We start from the raw sequence: 19,284 nt of genomic DNA on the forward strand, positions 1-19,284 counted from the left end.
CGCCTCTCGTTTTTATCTTGACCGAAGCGAGCGTTCGAGCCGGTCGAGGTCGGTATCTTTTCCGATGATGATCAAAATATCTTCCGGCAGGATCATCTCGTCGGCTTGAGGGGAAATCAAGACGTCGTCACCACGACGGATGGCGACGATGTTGACTCCGTATTTGGCACGAAGGTCCAAATCAATCAGTGATTTATTCGATAGTTTTTCAGAAGCCTTGATCTCGACAATCGAATGTTCATTTGAAAGTTCAAGGTAATCCAAAATACTTTGGCTCATCAATCCGTTGGCGATCCGGACGCCCATATCGCGTTCCGGGTGGACGATGTTATCCGCACCGATTCGACGTAGGACTTTTTCGTGGTAGTCGTTCGTCGCTTTCACCGTGATGATTTGGACACCGAGCTCTTTCAAAATCAACGTCGTCAAAATCGAGGCTTGAATGTTTTCTCCGATTGCCACGATCACATGTTCGAAGTTACGAATCCCAAGACTCTTTAAGACGTTCTCATCGGTCGTGTCGGCGATGACCGCGTGCGTGGCTAGACCCATGAACTCATTGACGCGTTCTTCATCCACGTCGATGGCGAGCACGTCATATCCGTTCGACGACAGCTCCCGCACGATCGACCCACCAAACCGACCTAAGCCGATGACTGCAAATTCACCTGTCATATTCAAAACATCCCTTTCCCTACAGCTGGTTCTGTTCCCGATTCTTCGTACAGTGTAACCGATTCGCCCTAAAAAAACTATACAAAAAAAGACCGGGAAATCCCGGTCTTATGCTTTACCGCTTGAACGTTTTCCACGCACATAGTCATTGTCGAACAAGAACAGACGAAGCAATAAATACAACGCCGGTACGAGTAAGAGCAATCCTAGAATGAACACGATGACGAGCGCGATCGCCATCGACTCGTTGACGACGCTTCCGTTAATGTCGATATACGGATAGAGGATATACGGCAAATGCGTATAGCCATATCCGAACCACGCCATGAAGAACTGACCCATGACCATTAAGAAAGCGAGTCCGTAGTTGCGTTTCAAGTAGACGAACGATACGGCAATGATGAAGAAGACGAAACTCGCGGCGAACCACCACCAGTTACCCGCCAAAATGTTTTCATAATGCCATGCCGCCTGCGACTTTAAGCCGAAGAAGACGAGTCCCGAAGCGAGGATCGTCGGAACACTCCAGAAGAGCGCCCACTTACGCACGAGGCCGACTGCTTCGACATCACGTGCCTTGTCCGCATAGAACAAGAGGAACATCGCACTAATATAGAGCACCGACACGATCGCGAGGATCACGACTGTCCACGAGTAAAAGTTTGTGAACAACTTCAATCCGTTAAAGAACACACCCGACTCTGTCTCGTTAATGAATCCGCCTTGACTGACCGTGAGCACGGTCGACATCGCTGCCGGAATCAATAGACCTGTCGCACCATACAAGAACACGTAAAACGTACTCTCTTTCGAACCGTAGTTCGCGAACGCATAAAAACTTCCGCGAATCGCGAGCAAAATCAACACGACAGAGGCCGGTACTAACAAGGCCGTTCCATAATAGTAAGCCGTATCCGGGAAGAACCCGACGATTCCGACGAAGAAGAAGACGAAGAAGACGTTCGTCACTTCCCATGTCGGCGACAAATACCGTTGAATCAGGCGATTGATTTTTTGGTCTCGCTTCGTGTACTTACTATAGAAAGCGAAGAAGCCGGCACCGAAATCAATCGATGCAACGATGAGATAGCCGTATAAAAACGTCCATAATACGGCAATCCCTAATTCTTGAATTTGCATGTCATATCCTCCGATCACACTTCATCCGCAAACATCGCTTCGCCGCGATGTTCCGATTGTTTTAGTTCTTTCCCGACTGGGTTGTCCTTGAACAGACGTGTCAAGACGAGCACTGTGACCACGCCAAGAACCGCATATAGGATCGCGAAGGCGATGAGCATCCAACCTACGTTAGCCGACGTTGTCGCTGCCTCACTCGTGCGCATCAAATCATAGAGCGCCCATGGCTGACGGCCAAACTCGGCGAAGAACCACCCGAACTCGATTGCCATCATGGCGAGAGGGCCTCCCGCCGCAATCGCGATCAGCATCGGTTTGCTGAATTGAGGCAATCGCTTAATATAGCGTCCGAGGACGAACAGGAATGAGATAAGCGCAAGAAGCATCCCGATTCCGACCATTGCATCAAACAGATAGTGGATGAACAGTGGCGGTTGGTCCTCTTTCGCAAATTCATTAAGACCCGTCACTTCATAGTTTGGGACACCGCCCGCTAAGATTGACAACGCATAAGGGATTTTAATGGCCCCGCGTACTTCGTAACCACCTTCACCATCGTCTTCGAGCCATCCGCCCAAGATGAGTTCGGCTTCGGAGGAGGTGTCAAAATGCCACTCTGCCGCCGCCAACTTATCCGGCTGATACTTCGCCAAGTACTTACCTGAGAAGTCCCCGACGAGCGCAGTCGCAATCGCAAAGATGAGCGCGACGGTCATCGTTAAACGAAGACCTTTTTTGTGATACTCGACTGACAATTTGTCGAGCTGGTTACGACGTTGGCGCAATAACTGCACGGCCGCAATCGCCGCTAAGATGAACGCCGATGTCAAAATGGCAGACGTTAATACGTGCGCCATCTTCGTCGGCATCGCCGGGCTGAACATCGCATCGAGCGGACTCACGTTCGCAAGTTTTCCATCGACGATGTCAAATCCGACAGGTTGGTTCATAAAGCTGTTGACTGTCGTAATGAAGAAACCTGAGAACAGTGCACCAACGGCGACTGGAATCCCGATCAGCATATGGTGCCATGGGTTTTTAAAACGATCCCACGTGTACAAATAAATGCCGAGGAAGATCGCTTCAAAGAAGAACGCGAACGTTTCCATGAACAACGGCAGCGCGATCGTCTGACCGGCGACGCGCATCAAGTTTGGCCAAAGCAGTGATAACTGCAGCCCGATGGCTGTACCGGTGACGACACCGACCGCGACGGTCACGACATAGCCCCGCGACCACCGACGAGCCATCAAGATGTATTTCGGATCTTTCTTTTTAATACCTAAAAACTCTGCCAATAAAATTAAAAGTGGAACCCCGACGCCGATTGTGGCAAAAATCACATGAAAGCCTAACGTGAGTGCCGTTAACGCCCGACTCATCAGGACCGGATCTTGAAACATCTATTGATTACCTCCTATCTCTCTCTAGCGCTTCACACCGATGCGTGAAACGAAACATCACAGATGATTTCCTTTGGATAACCCTATCATAATGATTTTATATAGCGCTGTAATGTCTCAATGCTTGAGTTCGCAAAATGTTCACATTTGAACAAGCTTAACAATATCGACGCTTTACAATCATAATAATTTCCCTTTTTCCTCACATCGGAAGCACAATTCAACACATTCCAATAAAAAAAGCGAACCGCAACGCGTCCGCTTCGTTCACTTCACAATGACCGTTCTAAAGAAATGGTCGAACAGTTCGACCGCGACATCGATCGCCCGCTCATCCGGATTGAGCGTCGCTTGATGAAGACCTGAACCCATGTCGTTCACCCCAAGCCACACCATGAACCCCGGCACTTGTTTCAACATATAGCCGAAATCCTCACCGGTCATGGCCGGGACGCACGTCTTATACGAATAGCCGACGTCTTCGACCGCTTCCTCGAACTGGAACAAATACCGTTCGTCGTTCACTACTTCATGGTACCGGTTGCCGAACTCGAGGTCGATATGGACGTTATACGTCATCTCGACACCGGCGATGACTTGACGGATCCGGCGCTCAAGGACGACCATTTCTTTATCCGACAGGGCCCGGATCGTCCCATCGAGCTTGGCCGTCTCGGCGATGATGTTCTCTTTCGTGCCGGCAGCGACTTTACCGATACTGATCACGGCGCTCCCCATCGGGTCGATGTTGCGAGAGATGATTGTCTGCAGCTGCATGATCAGTGCCGCCTGAACGATGACAGCGTCAATCCCGGCATGCGGGAAAGCGCCGTGACCACCCTTGCCGTGAATCGTGAGGTGGAGCTCACGTGCACTCGCGAACAAGACGCCCGGCCGTGAGGCAATCGTGCCGACCGGGTATTCCGGCGCCACGTGGAGACCGAACATCGCGTCAGGACGGAAATGATAGAACAACTCCGACATCGCCATCGGTTCCGCACCGCCCGGCCCTTCTTCGGCCGGTTGGAAGAAGACGACGAGATGATGATCGAGCGGCTCTTCGATTGCGCGTTTGATCAAGCCGAGCGCGATTGCCATATGGACATCATGGCCACAGGCATGCATCATGCCTTCATGGACCGAGGCGAACTCAAGTCCCGTCTCTTCCGTGATCGGCAATCCGTCCATATCGGCCCGATACCCGATCGTCTTATCGCCGACAAGACCGTCGACACGCACGAACAGTCCGGTGCGCCAATGCGAGATATGGACCCGTGACGAGTTAAACGAACGAATCAACTCCTCAAGCGTCGCTTGTGTTTTAAACTCTTTGTAACCCGGTTCTGGAATCAAATGTAACTGTCTTCTAGCTTCTATGGCCCAACTCATTCCACACTCTCCTTTGTCACTTCTTCAACGATTTCCCAAAACGCTTTCACTTGCGCGAGCTCGAGCATCGAGTCGGTCGACAACATCCACGTGTCACGCACGAGCGGTGTCCCGTTCGACGACGTGAGCGGGATCTTATTGATCGCCTCGACATCGCGAATCGTCGACTCCGGCAAGATGGCAAAACCAATCCCATGCAGCGCCATCTGTTTGCACGTCTCGATTTGATCGACGACGAGCGTTGTGAGCGGAGGACTCGAGAACCGCTCTTGCCACCATTCAAGGATTTCTTGATAATAGGTCGAGTCACTTTTAAACTGAATGAACGAGCGCTCGTTATTTTTCAACTGCTTTAAATCGGTCATCCGCATATCAACGAGGTGAAGTGAATCTGAGAACAGTTTCATCTTTTCTCCGCGCCAGTCCGGATTACCGCGAATGATCCCGATATGGAAACTCTCTTCGAGCATATAGCGCATCATCTCGCTCGACCATCCTGTCACGAGCTTGACCCGGACGGACGGATACCGTTCCATGAATCGTTTCAAGACGCGGGGCAACCAATACTGTCCCATGATCGAGGCGACCGCGATTTTGAGCGTCCCATACACTTCGCCTTGCTTGGCCGTCAACTCTCCCCGAAGTTCTTGCTCTTCGCTATACATCTTTTTCGCGAAGTCGATGATTTTCTCACCGTCCGGGGTGAGGGCGAGGCCTCGCGTCGAGCGGACGAAAATCTTCTTGCCCCACTGATGCTCGATCGTGACGAGGCGTTGGCTTAAAGCCGGTTGGGAGACGAACAACCGCTCGGCGGCTTTTCTCATATTCAACTCTTCGGCGAGGACGATCAACACTTCCACTTCTGATACTTGCATGACGTCACCTGTTTCTATATCGTTTCTAAGACTGTATACTAAATTCATTGTTGCTAACCTGTATCATATCATGTTCATTCGCAATTTTTGAGTCGTCAGGAGGAAATCGTATGCAACGTCATCATTTTGCCTTTATTGTCGCGACCGTCGCGACGCTCGGAAGTTTGTACTTCTCCGAAGTCATGCTTTATCTGCCCTGCAAGCTGTGCTGGTTTCAGCGCATATTCATGTACCCGCTCGCGATTTATTACTTGACCATCATGTTGACGAACCGTGAGCTCAACCGTCTCTTCATCGGACTGATGGCCGGTGCCGGCTGGCTGATCAGCCTATACCACGTCGTGCTCGAACGGATTCCGAACGGGGATGCGTTTTGCAGCAACGACTGTCTCATCCGTTGGGTGAACTACTTCGGGTTCGTCACGATCCCGCTCTTGAGCTTCATCGCGTTCACGCTGATTTTAGTCATTCAATTCGTTCCAAAACGTACTGCTCGTTGAATGGAAAGAGGAGACACGGTCGAAATACGACCGTGTCTCCTCTTTATCAAAATTAGGCGAGAATACTCCCACTTCTAAACGACGCGGGCGAAGCCCTAGTGAAAGTGGGAGATGAATCGCCTTCGAACCAGGCGTGTCTTTCGATACATCAATGGTTCGACATCGTGTTTGAACTTCCTGAAATCAGGTAAAAAAATAAGTGTCACGTTCCTTGAAAACTGAAGATATAGGGTTGTGGCAGGAAGTTCGTCTGTCACGTAAAATCTTCAACGTTCACCTAGCGGATGACCGAAGTAGCGAAAACCAAGCAAAGTAGGCATCCGCACTAAAGAAACGGACAAGATCAACTTTCAATCGTCGGGACGACGGGGTTAGCCTGATTAGGTTCCGGCTGATAGGTCGGATAACTCAGGAATCCTTCACCTCTAAGCAAAGCGTAGGTGGGGGTAGTTCAATTAGCTCATTGCCACCACTCGTCATAGAGCGACGCCGGCATATGGTGCTTATGGCGCGACCGTTTAAAGATCGTCTCGATCCGCTCGGCGATAGCCGGGTCGACGGCTTTCCCTTCTAAATAATCGTCGAGTTGGTCATACGTCATCCCCAGTGCGACTTCATCGGGAAGACCCGGTTTGTCGTCCTCGAGGTCAGCCGTCGGCACTTTATAAATCAGACTCTCGTGCGCTTCGAGCTCATGGAGCAACGCTTTCCCTTGTCGCTTGCTCAGTCCCGTAAGCGGCGTCAAATCGGCTGCCCCGTCCCCGTGCTTCGTATAAAATCCAGTTACATACTCTGCCGCATGATCAGTCCCGACGACAAGCGCCCCGAACGTCGCTGCGATGTCATATTGGACTTTCATCCGTTCACGCGCTTTCGTGTTTCCTTTATGGAAATCGCCGAGTTCGAGCGTCGTCGCTTGTTTGAACGCCTCGACCGAAGCATCGACGGCCGGCTTGATGTTGACGGTGAACGTCTTGTCAGGCCGGATGAAATCGAGTGACCGCTTGGCGTCGTCTTCATCATGTTGTTCGCCGTATGGGAGGCGGACCGCATAAAACGTATAGTCGCCGCCGGTCTCAGCCCGCAACTCTTCCATCGCATGTTGGCATAACTTGCCCGCGAGTGTCGAGTCTTGTCCACCTGAAATGCCGAGGACGAGTCCTTTCGCCCCCACACGTTTGACGTACGTTTTTAAAAAGTCGATTCGTCGGCGGACTTCTTGAACTGGATCGATGTGCGATTTCACATGAGTCGATTCGATGATGTGTTGTTGCATCTTTCGTTTCCTCCTTGTTTGTAAGTCGGTTTGCCTTATTGTCTGACAATCTGGTTTTGTCGTCAATACGTTTGATTACCAAAAAAAAGACGGAAACGTGAGTTTCCGTCTAACGCTTATTGAATGCGGAACGATGCGACGTCTCCGCCGATCGGTGTCATCTCTAGGAAGAGCGACTGCCCTGATGTCGGTTCCTCGTCTAATAACACGCCGAACGTGAAGCCGCCGGCCGTCGGTTGCGACGCCCCTTGCGCAAACACGTTGTGCCCGTCCGAGACACTCCATTCGAACTCCTCGACGTTCGTGTACCCAGCCACTTCAATCAAATTCCCGTTTCTCTTAATCGAGACATCGCTGAACGCACCGTCCGTCTGGGCCGGTTGCTCGCTCGACTCATCCGTTGGTTCTTCAGAAGGCTCTTCCGCAGGCGGCGCCTCTACCGCTTCAACTGATAACGTCTTTTGATCGGTGGCCGCCATCTCTGGTGCACCTTCGACTTGAGCGAGGCTGACGAAATCAACCGTATACTCTCCGCTCTCGAGTGTGAGCGGGAACACTTCGTCAAACACTTTCGTCTCACCCGGTTCCCACGTCTCTTCGATAATTGATTCAGTGAACATATATTCGCTGCCATAATCAAAAACGGTCGTTTCTCCGTTCATGACCGTCAACTGAAAACGTTGCGATGAATTGAAGGTCACCTTGACCGGTCCTTCATTCGGGTTCGTCATCGAAACCGTCGCCGATAATTGTTTTAAATCGGCATTGTAGCTCGCGTCCGTCTCAAGCGTCAATAAAGCTGGAGCTGCCGACGAGTTCCCGTCCACATCGCTCGGAGTTGCTTCTTCTTTACCACACGCCGCCACCACGAGCATCATCGTAGCGACCACGACTAGCAACCAAGTTTTTTTCACGTATTCCACTCTCCTCAACAAAATAAAAAAAACGTCTATAGCACTAGTGTATACGTTCGTGCAGACGTTTGTAATGGATTTCCCTATATTATTTACCTTTTTTAAGAAACTTGTAGGTTTTCCACGTATTGCTGCCAACCGGTCACGAACAACGAGTCAGCGACGTCGATGTCAGAACGAACTTGTGCAGAGATTGAGAACGTCTCACTATGAATCGTCTCAAAAGTGACGGTGATCGTGCCATCGACCACTTCTTTGTAAGCTACGAGTTCAGTTGTTTCTGCAAAAAGAATCATGAGTGTGGCTCCTTTGTCCATATAAGATACATTCAGTGTACCAACGTTATTCAAATAAAAACGTCTTTTCGTTCGACAGTCCCGCCCCGAGCTCGACATGTCTGTCGAATAACTGGCACCGATTGTTAACCGATTGGTTGAATTATGTAAGGACAAACGAAAAAGAGAGGCAATTCGCCAAGCGAACTCCTCTCACTTCCTATAACTGTAAATTTGAACAAACTTGGCTTGTCGAATGGTTTATTTCGAACGGTTCGAGATTTGTTGCCATACCGTTCCGAGTGCCGTTTCTCCGCTCGTAATTCGCTCTTTGGCGAGCCTTGCCTGAAGGGCGACTTCGAATTCACGGTCTTGTTCGGCGATTGTAAGTGCCGGCACCGATTGCTCGTCCCCACAGTCAAATAGGAAACGGGCGGCCCGCCAGCGGACAAGCTTACTTTTATCTTTGAGCGCCTCGATCATCGATGGCTGAGATTTTGACAACGCCCAATCAGAGACGGTGTCCCCCGCGGTCCGTCTCACAATCGGTGACGGATCGACGAGTGCCTGCTCGATATAGGTGACGTAATCCTCCCGATTTTCTTCAAACATACCAATCATGACGACTGCTTGACGACGGATCGCCATCACCTTGTCCTCGAGTGCCCGGCGGAAGTAATTCATGTTCTCCGGTTCGATTTGCAGTTCATCCAAGAATGCCATCCGTGCTTTCCAGTCTTCCGACTGGAGTTGCGACACGTTGGCCTCGTAATCCGCTTCGCGCCCGAAAGCACGGGCGACAATCCGAGCAACGCGATCTTCTGGATAGGCCGCTTCAAGTTCTTCTTGGGCGACGCCGCTCACGTCTTCAAGCTCTCCGTAGCGAGGCGCTTGTTCGACCCAGCGGCGATCTTGAATGACATTTTTCACTTGCTGCTGCACTTGCATCGCTGCGTCGACAAAACGTTTAGACAAACCGACCCGTTTCTCCTCGTCACCTTTGACGAGTTTCAACTGCATCGGGACGTCTAATACGAACTGGACTGATACGTGGACCGGCTCATAGTCTGCCGTCAACTGGCTCGCTTCTCCTTCAGCGACGTCTTCGCCGAACGCACGACGGATGTCGTTCATGACGTCGTGCCAATCGTGTTTCGGATGCCGTTCGACCGCTAAAAAATCAGAGACGGCGTATACCGATTTGACGCCTCGTAGTGCGATGATGTCTCGGATCGTCTCCGGGACGTCTTGACTCGCCTTGTCATATGTGATCCCGCGGCCAGAAAAAGCCGGTTCGACAATGATCTTTAAATTGTTCGGACTTGGCGTTGGTTCAATTGCCACAAGTTTCATCTTCATCACCTCACACCAATCGTGACGAAAACAACAAAAAAACGCAAGCGAGTCGCTTGCGTCGTGAACATCAAAATAGGGCGATGAACTGTTGGAGGGAATAGCGCTCTCCTTCGACGTCGAACGTGTCATCTCCAGCAATCGGTTCTAGGAAGAAGCGTTTCTCCCCGTCAGCTTTCACGTAACCGAAGATGTGGTTCGTCTGATAAAATAATTCCACAATCGTGACCCGGCCGAACGTCATCCCGTCATTGATGACTGCCTGGTCCCCTAACTCGCCGCCGTTGTACAGTTCGATATACGTTTCCATGTGTTGTCGCTCCCTTTGTGTTTGTTTTCACAATTCATTTCTATCAGACAAAGGTCGTGACTTCAAGTTATTTTTTTGCGTTACGCTTCCAAAAATCAATCCAATTATAATACTCAGATAACACTCTATCAATTTGTTGGATTGACGGTTCATGTTCAAGTCCTTTAGCACCAATCTTCTCTTTGCAATGCGTGATAAAGATTTCGTTTCCTGGTAAAACGTTTGCCCGATTTGTGGCAAATACTTGTCGGAGGTGGACTTGGCATCTTACCGTCCCGAGCATGCCTGGCGAGGCACCGGCAATCAAGACCGGTTTATCACGAAGCGGCGTTCCCGGTTCGAGTGATAGCCAGTCGATCGCATTCTTTAAGACGCCGGGTATGCTGTGATTGTATTCGGGGGTAACAACGAGCAGACCGTCCGCTTCTCTAACCACTTGCTTGAACGCGACAACGACGTCCGGTTCATCCGGGTCGATCAAGTCGTCATTATAGAGCGGCAATTCGATGGATGCGACCTCCACGTCAAACCGATCACGACCGAGTTCGATGATCGAATGAAGTAGCGCCGTATTGAACGATGCTTTACGCAAACTTCCTGATACGGCGATCAGCTTGAACTTATGCACCGAGCGCACTTCCGCGTCGAGCCAAGCGTTAATGAGTTGCGCTTCGGTTTCAGGCGTCTCCATCATCCCCATATGACTGGCTTGCACCGTCTGTTTTGTATGACGCTCCGCCCCTATGAAAGCTCGTTCCGCGTCCATGTTCGGGTCTTTCGAGCCGTAAATAAACAATCCGGGCAGGTTCGTCTCGCGCACCGTTCCTGTCTCGTCATTCCGGTCCCGAATCGCTTCTTGAGCTGAAATGATTCCTTCTTTCGACATCTTGAAGCCGATTCGTTTCGCACGTTCGATGAGTGTCTGACCAGAATCCGGGGCGAACACGCCTGGGATCATCTCGTCGATGAACGGATGGACACCTTCTTCGATCACTTTCTCAATCGCGGCGTTTCGTTTCGCCTTCGCTTGATCCGAATCCGCGCCGGCCGTCGAATGAATCAACCCGAAGCCCGATAATTCATCCGGATAGCGTCGAACAAGGTTCGTCGTGATGTATCCGCCGAACGAATGTCCCAGTACGACCGGACGATCGAGCTCGCGCAAACGAATCTCTTTGATCACCCAATCCGCGAATTGATCGATCGTCTCGGGACCCGATTCGGTGTCATCATGTCCCGGAAGCGTCAACGCGTACACATCCGCTTCAAGCATCGGGACGAGCTCGTCAAAATAATCCGGTGACCCACATAGGCCGTGAAGCAATACAACTTGTCTCATCGTCATCTCCCTCTCTGTGACCATTCGTCTTTTAGTAGACGGTACATCGTCAAGTCCATAAAACGGCCGTGACTGTAAGCGTAGTCGTGTAGCAAGCCTTCCTCGGTGAAGCCGAGCTTTCGCACCAACCGATTTGACCCATCGTTCTCTGGCGCGACGAGCGCCGAGATCCGGTGAAACTTGAACTCGTCGAACCCATACCCGATGACGGCTGTCGCCGCTTCAAAGGCGACACCTCTGCGCCAATAACTAGGCGCGACTTCAAATCCGATTTCAGCCCTGAAGTATTGAGGCGTCCAGTTATGAAAGCCGATCGTCCCGACGAGTTCATCGGTCACACGGTCACAAATCGCCCATCGAATCGCTTTCCCTTGTTGGAATTGATCTTTAAAATAGGCGATGACGTTCTTCGCCTCATATACGGCAAGCAACGGATCCGATCCGTAATAGCGCATGACTTCCTCGGTCGAGAGAATCACGTAGAGTGCCCGTGCGTCCCTAGGCTCGAGTTCTCTCAGGATAAAGCGATCTGTAGCGAGCTCTGGAAAACTCTTCTTCAACCCCCACATGCTGAACCCGCCTTTCTTCTACCTTTTCTCTAATTATACCTAGTTTTCCTCAAAAACCATCATCTCAATCATCTCGACCGCTCCAACATGGCACACTCGGGACGGATTTGCTAAAATCAAATTGTAGTGACTTCGAACTGAGGGGATTAATATGTCAAAACAGTTGTTCTACATTAAACAAGACCGGGAACTACAACGTTTTACCCTTCATGGGGTGACACTGACGGATGTCGTCGAAGCGTTATCACTCGCCCGACCGATGATCATCTGTCGAACAGACATTAAAGGGATGAGACAATCATCCCGGACGAGGTTTCGCTATATCGAGGCACACGAACTCTCAACGTTCTCGACGAAATATTTGAATAACCAGACGAGTTTCACCGCCATCGATTTTCCCGACTATAATTTACTCGAGTCATTATCAGACCATGAGATTGCGGAAATATTGTTTTTGAGCCACATGGAACGAGGGCTGAAAGCGCCGTTCCTCAACTCGATTCAAAATGAGATCGCTTATTTCAACGAGTCGAACGATCGTCACAGTAGCCTCTACATAAAAGACTGGTCGACGATCAATCAGTTCCTGCAAAGCGTGCTTCAAAGTAAACTCGATCGTGACATCCGTAATATCAGCTTCGTCCCGATCCCGCTGCCTGTCATCGATGAAATCGTGGCTTTATCCCCACAAGGGCTGATTATCGATTTCGACCACACGAAACGCAGTCTGTTCAATCGACAAGTCGCCATCTCGTTTTACGTCGCCGGACGATACGAGGACATGTCTGTGCTTGAAGAAGACTTTGACGCCAAAAAAGAATCGATCGCCTTAAAAGGGCAATTGACCTATCGCCGCCGAACATGGGAAATCGAACGATTTTAAGTTCATACGTGTATGAAAGTCAAAAGAGCCTGTACAATTCAGGCTCTTTTTTGCTATTGCGCTCGTCTTTATTTCGTTCCAAATCGCTTTGTCCAACGACTTTATCGTTATTTTTAAAAATTGATAACAAATTGTCTTAATTTTTCGTTAAATTAAGTCTTTTCTTTTAACGACAGGACGGTATACTAGGAATAACCTTCTGGAGGGACGGAAGGCAATATAGAGAAAGCGAGGTGAAAATCTATTCATCTGTCGATGGATAGATCTACGAAATGGAACAACTGAAAGTACAGGGAATTTCTTCGTTCACCAAGTTTGCGACGAATGGAAACATGCTGAAATTAAAAGACGCAATTGCCGGCGAGCAGCGGATTTCGCTTCAAGAAGCGACCGATATTCAAGTCTCGATGCTCGACGAGGACCATTCGCGCTTCACTATATTCGGTCAGTCGCGCCCACTCGTGGAACTGACCCTTCCTCACCATTCTTGTGAAGTGCTATATGCATGGCTACTCCACAAATTAAAACGACAAAAAATCAAATTGGCTTCAAACGCTTAATAAAAGCGCGTCCTCATGAGGAGGGCGCGCTTTGTTCATTTCTCCGATAGATGGTGACGCCCCCATGTTTGGCGGCGCCCACGACTTGGAACAACCACTCTTTCTCGATCAACAGTGACCGTACTGTCAAAAAGTCGTCTTTCGGTACGAGCAACTCATCGATTGAGCCGTCGAGTAACGCTTTGACCTTTTGTTCCCACTCGTTCATTTTGCTTCATTCCTTTCCTTCTGTGCTTCGTTCGCCCAGGCAAATAAGTACTCACCCGTTTGAATCGCGTCGCCCGGTACGAACAGTTCCATCGGCACGTGTGCATGCGACGGAATCTCTCGATTGATTGCGAGCACGACCGGTTCACCGAGTGCTGCTTCGATGTAGTCGGAAGCAAACGTGATCACTTCATCCGCAGACATTGTTCCCTCGTTCGCAAGAGCTGCTGCATAGGCCGCGTCCATCTCATTATCTTTCAACAGAACACGTCCGTGCTCGAGCAGCGCGAACGGTGGCTTCGCGTCGACATGAAACACCTCATAGGCGCGATAGCCCGTTTCATCACATGATAGGAGCGGAACGAAACGGCGTTGTCCCGTCCATTTCTTCAATTGAAACAACGTCCGCATCGACGCAAATGACTTCGCGCCAGTCGCATCTTTTTCGACCAATATCGTCGGCGAACTCGCCGCGTCCGCTTGATCCCTTCCCATAAACAACCAACTTTCAACTTCAGACACGAGTATCAACGATTCTTCCTCCCTATAATCCATTCTGATCCGGCAATCACCGTGAACGCGACGAGCCATCCGCCCATGACGTCACTGAAATAGTGAACGTTTAAAATGACCCGACTGAACGAGACGGCTACGAGTAGCACGACGAGCACCGCGACCCAAACGGGCGAGTACTTTCGCCGGTATAAACTAAAAGCGAGCAAACCGTACAAGGCGAGCGAACCCGAGGCGTGCCCGCTCGGAAAACTATACGTCGTCGCATCGAGAGCGGCATCGATGAGCGGCCGGTCGATCCCGTACACTCGCTTCAATAGTTGAGTCACAACTAACGTCCCGATGACGACGAGCGGTAACCGGAACGCTTCAAGTTTGTCCCCGCGCCATAACCAATAAAGCATGCCGACAAAGGCAAGGGCGATCAACACCTTCACGCTGCCGAGTTCCGTCACATAGACAAACAGCGGGCCAGACAACGGCGCGACAGTCCGATAGACGAACCCGTCGAGCGAAACCGCCCCACCTAAAATGACAATCACCGAGACGATGGCGAAGCCAAGCGTCCCGGCGATTGTCATTGCTTTTGCGCGATGCATCAATATAATCCTTTGCGTCCACGCATCTCGTCTTCACCGAAATCGTTCATGTCGCGCAACCGGTGCGCGAGACGGCCCGATGCGTTAGCCGCGATCGCACCGACAAGGTCGTCCATGAACGTATGAACTTGACCGTCGTCCATCTTCGTATCGAGCTGCTTGATGATCCCGATCTTCGCTTTATCTAAGTAACCGAACGTCGTGACGGCAATCGATCCGTACGTGTTGACGGCCCCGATCGCGATCGTCTCATCGACGCCGAATAAACCTTCATCTGAAGCGACGATTGAAAGGAGCGGTTCTGACAACTGCCCTTTTTCGGCTAACATATCGAGCTCTGAACCGACGAGAATCGCGTGTTGGAGTTCGCGTTTCTCAAGGACGGCCTCAACCGACTCGATGCAGTCTTTTAATGATAAGTGTGGTGAATAGGGCGCCTGCATTTGGTAAACGATCTCTGCGATCGATTCGATCGATACGCCCCGTTCAATCAAACGGGCCCGTGCAGCCTCTGTTACGTCTCGTGAGTGTGGTACTTGTTTCATAATTGTTGCGGGCAATTACCCGCGTCACATCCCTTCATCTCGAGAAAAGCATGTCTCGAAGTACTCATTCTCTATTATACTGAAAACTTGAAAAAAAACACTAAGCCCACTTTGACTTCATTCGATAAATCGGTCATCATAAACTAGTAGACCATTCATAAAGGGGGAACTGGAATGAAGATTGGGGTAGTCTTATTTCCATCAAAACAAGTTCAAGACTTCGCCAACTCGTATCGAAAACGTTACGATACGAAGTACGCTTTGATTTCGCCACACGTGACGATCAAAGAACGTACCGAAGTCGACGAAGCCGAGTTACCAAAAGTGCTCGAGTATTTACAACAAATCGCTGAAACGACGAAGCCGATTCAGTTGAAGATCGACGGTGCCCGCTCGTTCGCGCCGACGAACAACGTCCTTTACTTAAAAGTGTTACCGACGCGCGAACTCGAAGCGCTACAAACTCGCTTACACGAAGGTGCACTCGATCAGCCTCCGAAGTACGAGTTCCTCCCGCATATCACGATCGGACAAGATTTGACCGACGCCGAGCTGTTCGATGTGCTCGAACGGATGCGGATGGAACAAGTCCATTTTGAAGAGACAATCAACCGTATGGCCGTCATGTATGAGCTCGAAAACGAAACATGGAACGTCTATGAGACGTTCCGGTTCCGAGGTTAATATTATACGCTCCGGTCGACGAAACGACCGGGGCTTTTTTCTTGTTCAGCTTCTAACCATTCTTCTTGACGCGGAATAATCCGTTGGACCCGCTGGATGCGAGTGACCGGTTCGATGTTCGCCCGTTCTGTCGGTTGGACCTGGCGATTCCCATATTGGACGACCGTAAAATCAATCTGATAAGGACCCATGATCTTCCCTCCCTCACAAGTCCTTACCCCAAACGGTTACGCTATAATACAAAAAGAGCGCATTTACGCGCCCTTTCCCAAACTTATAAAATATGGTAGCCGCTGTCGACGTGGATGACTTCTCCCGTGATGCCACTCCCCATACCCGATAACAAGAACAGACCGGTCGAGGCCACTTCTTCGGCCGAGACGTTCCGGCGCAGTGGTGCCTTTTGCTCGAGTTCAGACAAGATGCTGTTAAAGTCGCCGACACCTTTCGCCGACAACGTCCGAATCGGTCCAGCCGAAATCGCGTTGACTTGCACGCCTTGCGGGCCGTATTCGTTCGCCAAATATTTGACGCTCGAATCGAGCGCGGCCTTAGCGACACCCATCAAGTTATAGTTCGGTACGACCCGTTCCCCTCCGAGATACGTGAGCGTGATGACCGAAGCGTTCTCTGCGAAGTAAGGTTTTGCCGCCTTGACGACCGCCGTCAAACTGTACGCCGAAATATCGAGCGCTTGTGCGAACTGACCGCGCGTCATCTCCGAGAATTCACCGCGCAACGCTTCTTTATCCGCGAAAGCGATTGAATGCGCAATCCCCTGAATCAGACCGACTTGCTCATGGATCGAACGGAACGTCGTGTCGATCGCTTCATCGTTCGTGACATCACACTCAAGCAACAGTGCTTCTTGGCTCAATTCAGCAGCGAGTGATTCGAGACCTGACTTGAAACGTTCAGACGCATAAGTGAGCACGAGCTTCGCTCCTGCCGCGTCGAGCGTTTTCGCGATCGCCCAAGCGATCGAGCGTTTATTGGCAATCCCCATGACGACGTACGTCTTGTTCGTTAACGTTGGATAAATTGACATTGTGAACTCCCCTTTTTAGTACCTGGTTATAACATCTGTTATCAGATTACAGAATGGTGTCTGTTTTGTCAACCGCCTCGTAACGTATTGCGATTTTTTATAGTTACGGTAAGATAAACTACGTATAGAAAGGGTGAGACGACTTCATCATGAACCACATTCAATCTTATTTAAAAAGTTTAGACACGACACTTCTGACAATCGTCTTTTTCTTGATGGTCATCAGCCTTGGTGCCATCTACACGGCACAACCGATGTTGCCAACTCGTTTACAACATATTAACTTCGCCTTCGATCAAGGAATCCGTTACATCATCGGATTCGTTGCCATGTTTGCCATCATGACAATCGAATACGAGCAGTTGCGAAAAATTCATTGGTATCTCTATTCCTTTGGTTTATTGCTTTTAGTTGGCTTAATTCCGCTCCGGGATACCACACTCGTTCCAAATATTAATGGGGCGTATGGATGGTACAATGTGCCTGGTTTTAGTTTTCAACCAGCTGAATTCATGAAGTTGTTTTTACTTATTTCCATGGCCACAATCGTCTACGACCACAATAAACGTTACGGTTCGTCTCAACAGGATGCGTGGCTGTTAATGAAACTAGTATTACTCGCCATCCCACCTCTTGGGCTGATTGTCACGCAACCAGACTTAGGGACCGGGCTTGTTTTAATCACGATGCTCGGTGCCATCATCATCGTGTCAGGGATCGGTTGGAAGTGGTTGCTCGGCCTATTTAGCGCTGCCGCCGTGACGATCGGTGGGTTCATGTACTTGTTTTTCTCGCATTTCGAGGTGCTTCAAAGCTTCGTTCCGGGCCACGCCTTGAATCGTTTCCAAGCATGGATTTACCCATATGAGTACTCTGACGATTTAGCGTTCCAGTTGATCAAATCGCTTCAAGCCATCGGTTCTGGTCAAATGTTCGGAACTGGCTATGGTCAAGGTTTAGTCTATCTACCAGAGTCGCAGACCGATTTTATTTTCGCCGTCATCGCTGAGCATTATGGTTTTATCGGTGCAGCAATCGTGATTATCGTCTTCTTCTTGTTCTTGTACCGGATGATTCATATCGCGCTCGAAGCGAGCAGTCCGTTCGGAAGTTACATCGTGACCGCCGTCATCGCCATGTTCACGTTCCAGATCTTCCAAAATATCGGAATGACAATCGGTGTCCTCCCGATCACCGGCCTAACCTTGCCGTTCATCAGTTACGGGGGTACCGGGATCATCATGAACATGATTGCCATCGGGCTCGTCATGAACGTCGCCTCAAAATCAAAAACGTATATGTTTGACGACGATTGAAAACAGCCCCGCACTCATTTGAGCGCGGGGCTATGTTTTGTTCACTCGTGTTCAAGTTGAAAGTCGTCGGGGTAAGCCGCTTCGATTACAATACTCTTCCCTGTCAACGGATGATCGAACGCGGCAGACGAGCTGTGAAGCGCGTGACGGGCGAGCACGGGACGTCCGCCATACATGGTATCCCCGAGTAACGGATGACCGATGTGGCGCATGTGGACGCGTATCTGATGGGTCCGTCCGGTCTCGAGTTGAATCGTCAACGCCGCATAGTCACCTTGCGACTCGACGTGACGGACGTGTGTGACGGCTCGTTGCCCGTCGTCTGTGACGACGCGTTCCATGATCGAGTGTTCGGCCCGACCGATCGGCGCATCAATCGTCTGTCGTTCGACCAATCCTTCGACGAGGGCGATATACGTCCGGGACAAACCACCTCGCTTTTGAAGTTCGCTGAAGCGATGGTGCACGTACGCATATTTAGCGAACAAGACGACACCAGACGTATCCCGGTCGAGCCGATTGATCACATGAATCGCCGAGTGCAATCCAATTCGTTCATAGTAACCGAGCACAGCGTTCGCAAGCGTGTCGTCAGGATGAAGCCGAGACGGGATCGTCGCGATGCCTGCCGGCTTATCGACGGCGAGCAAATAGTCGTCCTCGTAGATGACCGTGAGCGGACGCCGCGAACGGACCATCGTTTCCGCTGGCTGCTCAAGCGGAAAATGAACCGTCACTTCATCGCCGCTCGACACATCAAAGCGAACAGTCCGCGGCTCCCCGTTCACTAAGATGAGGCCACCGTGTTTGACTTGCGTCAACATCTTGCGTGAGATGCCACAATCCCCCATCAAAAAATCGCGCAGCGGGACGTTCGTCTCCGCGACACGACGTAATGTAAAACCGTACAT

At 50.4% G+C, this 19,284-nt stretch carries 24 protein-coding genes; 5 read left to right on the forward strand and 19 right to left on the reverse strand.

What is annotated here, in order from left to right:
- Positions 1 to 12: 12 nt before the first annotated feature.
- The 5 genes from EVJ32_RS05265 to EVJ32_RS05285 form a co-directional block, all read right to left on the reverse strand.
- Positions 13 to 675, reverse strand: coding sequence for a potassium channel family protein (locus EVJ32_RS05265; RefSeq protein WP_131457251.1), 663 nt, complete (start codon positions 673 to 675; stop codon positions 13 to 15).
- Between the two features lie 108 nt (positions 676 to 783).
- On the reverse strand, positions 784 to 1,815 hold the full coding sequence (locus tag EVJ32_RS05270; RefSeq protein ID WP_131457253.1) for a cytochrome d ubiquinol oxidase subunit II: 1,032 nt from the start codon (positions 1,813 to 1,815) through the stop codon (positions 784 to 786).
- Between the two features lie 14 nt (positions 1,816 to 1,829).
- The gene (locus tag EVJ32_RS05275) at positions 1,830 to 3,218 is read right to left on the reverse strand and encodes a cytochrome ubiquinol oxidase subunit I (RefSeq protein WP_131457255.1); all 1,389 of its coding nucleotides are present in this window, start codon (positions 3,216 to 3,218) and stop codon (positions 1,830 to 1,832) included.
- A 267-nt stretch (positions 3,219 to 3,485) separates the two neighbouring features.
- Entirely contained in the window at positions 3,486 to 4,607 is a 1,122-nt protein-coding gene (locus tag EVJ32_RS05280) for an N-acetyldiaminopimelate deacetylase (RefSeq protein ID WP_070327605.1), read from the reverse strand.
- On the reverse strand, positions 4,604 to 5,482 hold the full coding sequence (locus EVJ32_RS05285; RefSeq protein WP_070327606.1) for a transcriptional regulator CcpC: 879 nt from the start codon (positions 5,480 to 5,482) through the stop codon (positions 4,604 to 4,606). The genes EVJ32_RS05280 and EVJ32_RS05285 overlap by 4 nt, the downstream gene beginning before the upstream one ends.
- Before the next feature lie 110 nt (positions 5,483 to 5,592).
- Between EVJ32_RS05285 and EVJ32_RS05290 the strand changes: the two genes are divergently transcribed.
- Positions 5,593 to 5,982 (forward strand): disulfide bond formation protein B, encoded by a 390-nt coding sequence (locus EVJ32_RS05290; protein WP_131457257.1) that lies wholly within the window; start codon positions 5,593 to 5,595, stop codon positions 5,980 to 5,982.
- Positions 5,983 to 6,442: 460 nt separating this feature from the next.
- On the opposite strand, the gene nadE is transcribed toward EVJ32_RS05290, so the two are convergent.
- The 7 genes from nadE to EVJ32_RS05325 all read right to left on the reverse strand — a co-directional run bounded on the left by nadE (position 6,443) and on the right by EVJ32_RS05325 (position 12,018).
- Positions 6,443 to 7,258 (reverse strand): ammonia-dependent NAD(+) synthetase, encoded by an 816-nt coding sequence (gene nadE, locus EVJ32_RS05295; RefSeq protein ID WP_131457259.1) that lies wholly within the window; start codon positions 7,256 to 7,258, stop codon positions 6,443 to 6,445.
- A 116-nt stretch (positions 7,259 to 7,374) separates the two neighbouring features.
- Positions 7,375 to 8,172: a BsuPI-related putative proteinase inhibitor gene (locus EVJ32_RS05300; RefSeq protein WP_236635960.1), complete on the reverse strand. Its 798-nt coding sequence runs from the start codon at positions 8,170 to 8,172 to the stop codon at positions 7,375 to 7,377.
- A 101-nt stretch (positions 8,173 to 8,273) separates the two neighbouring features.
- The gene (locus tag EVJ32_RS05305; protein WP_131457261.1) at positions 8,274 to 8,468 is read right to left on the reverse strand and encodes a hypothetical protein; all 195 of its coding nucleotides are present in this window, start codon (positions 8,466 to 8,468) and stop codon (positions 8,274 to 8,276) included.
- 240 nt (positions 8,469 to 8,708) lie between these two features.
- On the reverse strand, positions 8,709 to 9,800 hold the full coding sequence (locus EVJ32_RS05310; RefSeq protein ID WP_201738308.1) for a virulence factor: 1,092 nt from the start codon (positions 9,798 to 9,800) through the stop codon (positions 8,709 to 8,711).
- Positions 9,801 to 9,870: 70 nt separating this feature from the next.
- Entirely contained in the window at positions 9,871 to 10,110 is a 240-nt protein-coding gene (locus tag EVJ32_RS05315) for a hypothetical protein (RefSeq protein WP_070327611.1), read from the reverse strand.
- 67 nt (positions 10,111 to 10,177) lie between these two features.
- Positions 10,178 to 11,449: an alpha/beta fold hydrolase gene (locus tag EVJ32_RS05320; protein ID WP_161568782.1), complete on the reverse strand. Its 1,272-nt coding sequence runs from the start codon at positions 11,447 to 11,449 to the stop codon at positions 10,178 to 10,180.
- A 2-nt stretch (positions 11,450 to 11,451) separates the two neighbouring features.
- A complete protein-coding gene (locus EVJ32_RS05325; protein WP_131457267.1) occupies positions 11,452 to 12,018 on the reverse strand; it encodes a GNAT family N-acetyltransferase in 567 nt (188 codons plus the stop codon).
- Between the two features lie 151 nt (positions 12,019 to 12,169).
- On the opposite strand from EVJ32_RS05325, the gene EVJ32_RS05330 reads away from it, so the two are divergent.
- A complete protein-coding gene (locus EVJ32_RS05330; RefSeq protein WP_070327614.1) occupies positions 12,170 to 12,901 on the forward strand; it encodes a hypothetical protein in 732 nt (243 codons plus the stop codon).
- Between the two features lie 272 nt (positions 12,902 to 13,173).
- Positions 13,174 to 13,461, forward strand: coding sequence for a hypothetical protein (locus tag EVJ32_RS05335; protein ID WP_070327615.1), 288 nt, complete (start codon positions 13,174 to 13,176; stop codon positions 13,459 to 13,461).
- A gap of 13 nt (positions 13,462 to 13,474) precedes the next feature.
- Here the strand turns inward: EVJ32_RS05335 and EVJ32_RS05340 are convergent, their stop codons facing one another.
- Genes EVJ32_RS05340 through EVJ32_RS05355 form a run of 4 tightly spaced genes read right to left on the reverse strand, consistent with a single transcriptional unit; the run spans position 13,475 to position 15,325 of the window.
- Positions 13,475 to 13,669, reverse strand: coding sequence for a hypothetical protein (locus EVJ32_RS05340; RefSeq protein WP_131457269.1), 195 nt, complete (start codon positions 13,667 to 13,669; stop codon positions 13,475 to 13,477).
- Positions 13,666 to 14,199, reverse strand: coding sequence for a hypothetical protein (locus tag EVJ32_RS05345; protein ID WP_131457271.1), 534 nt, complete (start codon positions 14,197 to 14,199; stop codon positions 13,666 to 13,668). The genes EVJ32_RS05340 and EVJ32_RS05345 overlap by 4 nt, the downstream gene beginning before the upstream one ends.
- Positions 14,196 to 14,780, reverse strand: a complete 585-nt coding sequence (locus tag EVJ32_RS05350) for a phosphatase PAP2 family protein (protein WP_131457273.1) — start codon at positions 14,778 to 14,780, stop codon at positions 14,196 to 14,198. The genes EVJ32_RS05345 and EVJ32_RS05350 overlap by 4 nt, the downstream gene beginning before the upstream one ends.
- Positions 14,780 to 15,325 carry a phosphatidylglycerophosphatase A family protein gene (locus EVJ32_RS05355; RefSeq protein ID WP_131457381.1) on the reverse strand — a complete coding sequence of 182 codons (546 nt, stop codon included), beginning with the start codon at positions 15,323 to 15,325 and terminating at the stop codon, positions 14,780 to 14,782. Before EVJ32_RS05355 ends, EVJ32_RS05350 begins: the two co-directional genes overlap by 1 nt.
- A 174-nt stretch (positions 15,326 to 15,499) precedes the next feature.
- Here EVJ32_RS05355 and EVJ32_RS05360 point away from each other — a divergent pair, with 174 nt between their 5' ends.
- The gene (locus tag EVJ32_RS05360; RefSeq protein ID WP_071399504.1) at positions 15,500 to 16,009 is read left to right on the forward strand and encodes a YjcG family protein; all 510 of its coding nucleotides are present in this window, start codon (positions 15,500 to 15,502) and stop codon (positions 16,007 to 16,009) included.
- A 2-nt stretch (positions 16,010 to 16,011) separates the two neighbouring features.
- On the opposite strand, the gene EVJ32_RS05365 is transcribed toward EVJ32_RS05360, so the two are convergent.
- Both EVJ32_RS05365 and fabI read right to left on the reverse strand, forming a co-directional pair.
- Positions 16,012 to 16,200 (reverse strand): hypothetical protein, encoded by a 189-nt coding sequence (locus tag EVJ32_RS05365; RefSeq protein ID WP_016510315.1) that lies wholly within the window; start codon positions 16,198 to 16,200, stop codon positions 16,012 to 16,014.
- Between the two features lie 83 nt (positions 16,201 to 16,283).
- Positions 16,284 to 17,057 (reverse strand): enoyl-ACP reductase FabI, encoded by a 774-nt coding sequence (gene fabI / locus EVJ32_RS05370; RefSeq protein WP_071399503.1) that lies wholly within the window; start codon positions 17,055 to 17,057, stop codon positions 16,284 to 16,286.
- Positions 17,058 to 17,206: 149 nt separating this feature from the next.
- On the opposite strand from fabI, the gene EVJ32_RS05375 reads away from it, so the two are divergent.
- Complete coding sequence (locus EVJ32_RS05375; protein ID WP_070327622.1) at positions 17,207 to 18,373, forward strand: FtsW/RodA/SpoVE family cell cycle protein; 1,167 nt, start codon at positions 17,207 to 17,209, stop codon at positions 18,371 to 18,373.
- A 41-nt stretch (positions 18,374 to 18,414) separates the two neighbouring features.
- Here the strand turns inward: EVJ32_RS05375 and EVJ32_RS05380 are convergent, their stop codons facing one another.
- Positions 18,415 to 19,284 carry an RluA family pseudouridine synthase gene (locus EVJ32_RS05380; RefSeq protein ID WP_131457275.1) on the reverse strand — a complete coding sequence of 290 codons (870 nt, stop codon included), beginning with the start codon at positions 19,282 to 19,284 and terminating at the stop codon, positions 18,415 to 18,417.

Origin of the sequence: Exiguobacterium sp. SH5S4 (genome assembly GCF_004337045.1) — a bacterium.
Classification (GTDB): Bacteria; Bacillota; Bacilli; order Exiguobacteriales; family Exiguobacteriaceae; genus Exiguobacterium; species Exiguobacterium aurantiacum_A.

Bases quoted from the DNA above. Each gene is read 5' to 3' on its own strand.
- EVJ32_RS05265 (WP_131457251.1), bottom strand. From the start codon at position 675: ATGACAGGTGAATTTGCAGTCATCGGCTTAGGTCGGTTTGGTGGGTCG.
- EVJ32_RS05270 (WP_131457253.1), bottom strand. From the start codon at position 1,815: ATGCAAATTCAAGAATTAGGGATTGCCGTATTATGGACGTTTTTATAC.
- EVJ32_RS05275 (WP_131457255.1), bottom strand. From the start codon at position 3,218: ATGTTTCAAGATCCGGTCCTGATGAGTCGGGCGTTAACGGCACTCACG.
- EVJ32_RS05280 (WP_070327605.1), bottom strand. From the start codon at position 4,607: ATGAGTTGGGCCATAGAAGCTAGAAGACAGTTACATTTGATTCCAGAA.
- EVJ32_RS05285 (WP_070327606.1), bottom strand. From the start codon at position 5,482: ATGCAAGTATCAGAAGTGGAAGTGTTGATCGTCCTCGCCGAAGAGTTG.
- EVJ32_RS05290 (WP_131457257.1), top strand. From the start codon at position 5,593: ATGCAACGTCATCATTTTGCCTTTATTGTCGCGACCGTCGCGACGCTC.
- nadE (WP_131457259.1), bottom strand. From the start codon at position 7,258: ATGCAACAACACATCATCGAATCGACTCATGTGAAATCGCACATCGAT.
- EVJ32_RS05305 (WP_131457261.1), bottom strand. From the start codon at position 8,468: ATGATTCTTTTTGCAGAAACAACTGAACTCGTAGCTTACAAAGAAGTG.
- EVJ32_RS05310 (WP_201738308.1), bottom strand. From the start codon at position 9,800: ATGAAACTTGTGGCAATTGAACCAACGCCAAGTCCGAACAATTTAAAG.
- EVJ32_RS05315 (WP_070327611.1), bottom strand. From the start codon at position 10,110: ATGGAAACGTATATCGAACTGTACAACGGCGGCGAGTTAGGGGACCAG.
- EVJ32_RS05320 (WP_161568782.1), bottom strand. From the start codon at position 11,449: ATGAGACAAGTTGTATTGCTTCACGGCCTATGTGGGTCACCGGATTAT.
- EVJ32_RS05325 (WP_131457267.1), bottom strand. From the start codon at position 12,018: ATGTGGGGGTTGAAGAAGAGTTTTCCAGAGCTCGCTACAGATCGCTTT.
- EVJ32_RS05330 (WP_070327614.1), top strand. From the start codon at position 12,170: ATGTCAAAACAGTTGTTCTACATTAAACAAGACCGGGAACTACAACGT.
- EVJ32_RS05335 (WP_070327615.1), top strand. From the start codon at position 13,174: ATGGAACAACTGAAAGTACAGGGAATTTCTTCGTTCACCAAGTTTGCG.
- EVJ32_RS05340 (WP_131457269.1), bottom strand. From the start codon at position 13,669: ATGAACGAGTGGGAACAAAAGGTCAAAGCGTTACTCGACGGCTCAATC.
- EVJ32_RS05350 (WP_131457273.1), bottom strand. From the start codon at position 14,780: ATGCATCGCGCAAAAGCAATGACAATCGCCGGGACGCTTGGCTTCGCC.
- EVJ32_RS05355 (WP_131457381.1), bottom strand. From the start codon at position 15,325: ATGAAACAAGTACCACACTCACGAGACGTAACAGAGGCTGCACGGGCC.
- EVJ32_RS05360 (WP_071399504.1), top strand. From the start codon at position 15,500: ATGAAGATTGGGGTAGTCTTATTTCCATCAAAACAAGTTCAAGACTTC.
- EVJ32_RS05365 (WP_016510315.1), bottom strand. From the start codon at position 16,200: ATGGGTCCTTATCAGATTGATTTTACGGTCGTCCAATATGGGAATCGC.
- fabI (WP_071399503.1), bottom strand. From the start codon at position 17,057: ATGTCAATTTATCCAACGTTAACGAACAAGACGTACGTCGTCATGGGG.
- EVJ32_RS05375 (WP_070327622.1), top strand. From the start codon at position 17,207: ATGAACCACATTCAATCTTATTTAAAAAGTTTAGACACGACACTTCTG.
- EVJ32_RS05380 (WP_131457275.1), bottom strand. From the start codon at position 19,284: ATGTACGGTTTTACATTACGTCGTGTCGCGGAGACGAACGTCCCGCTG.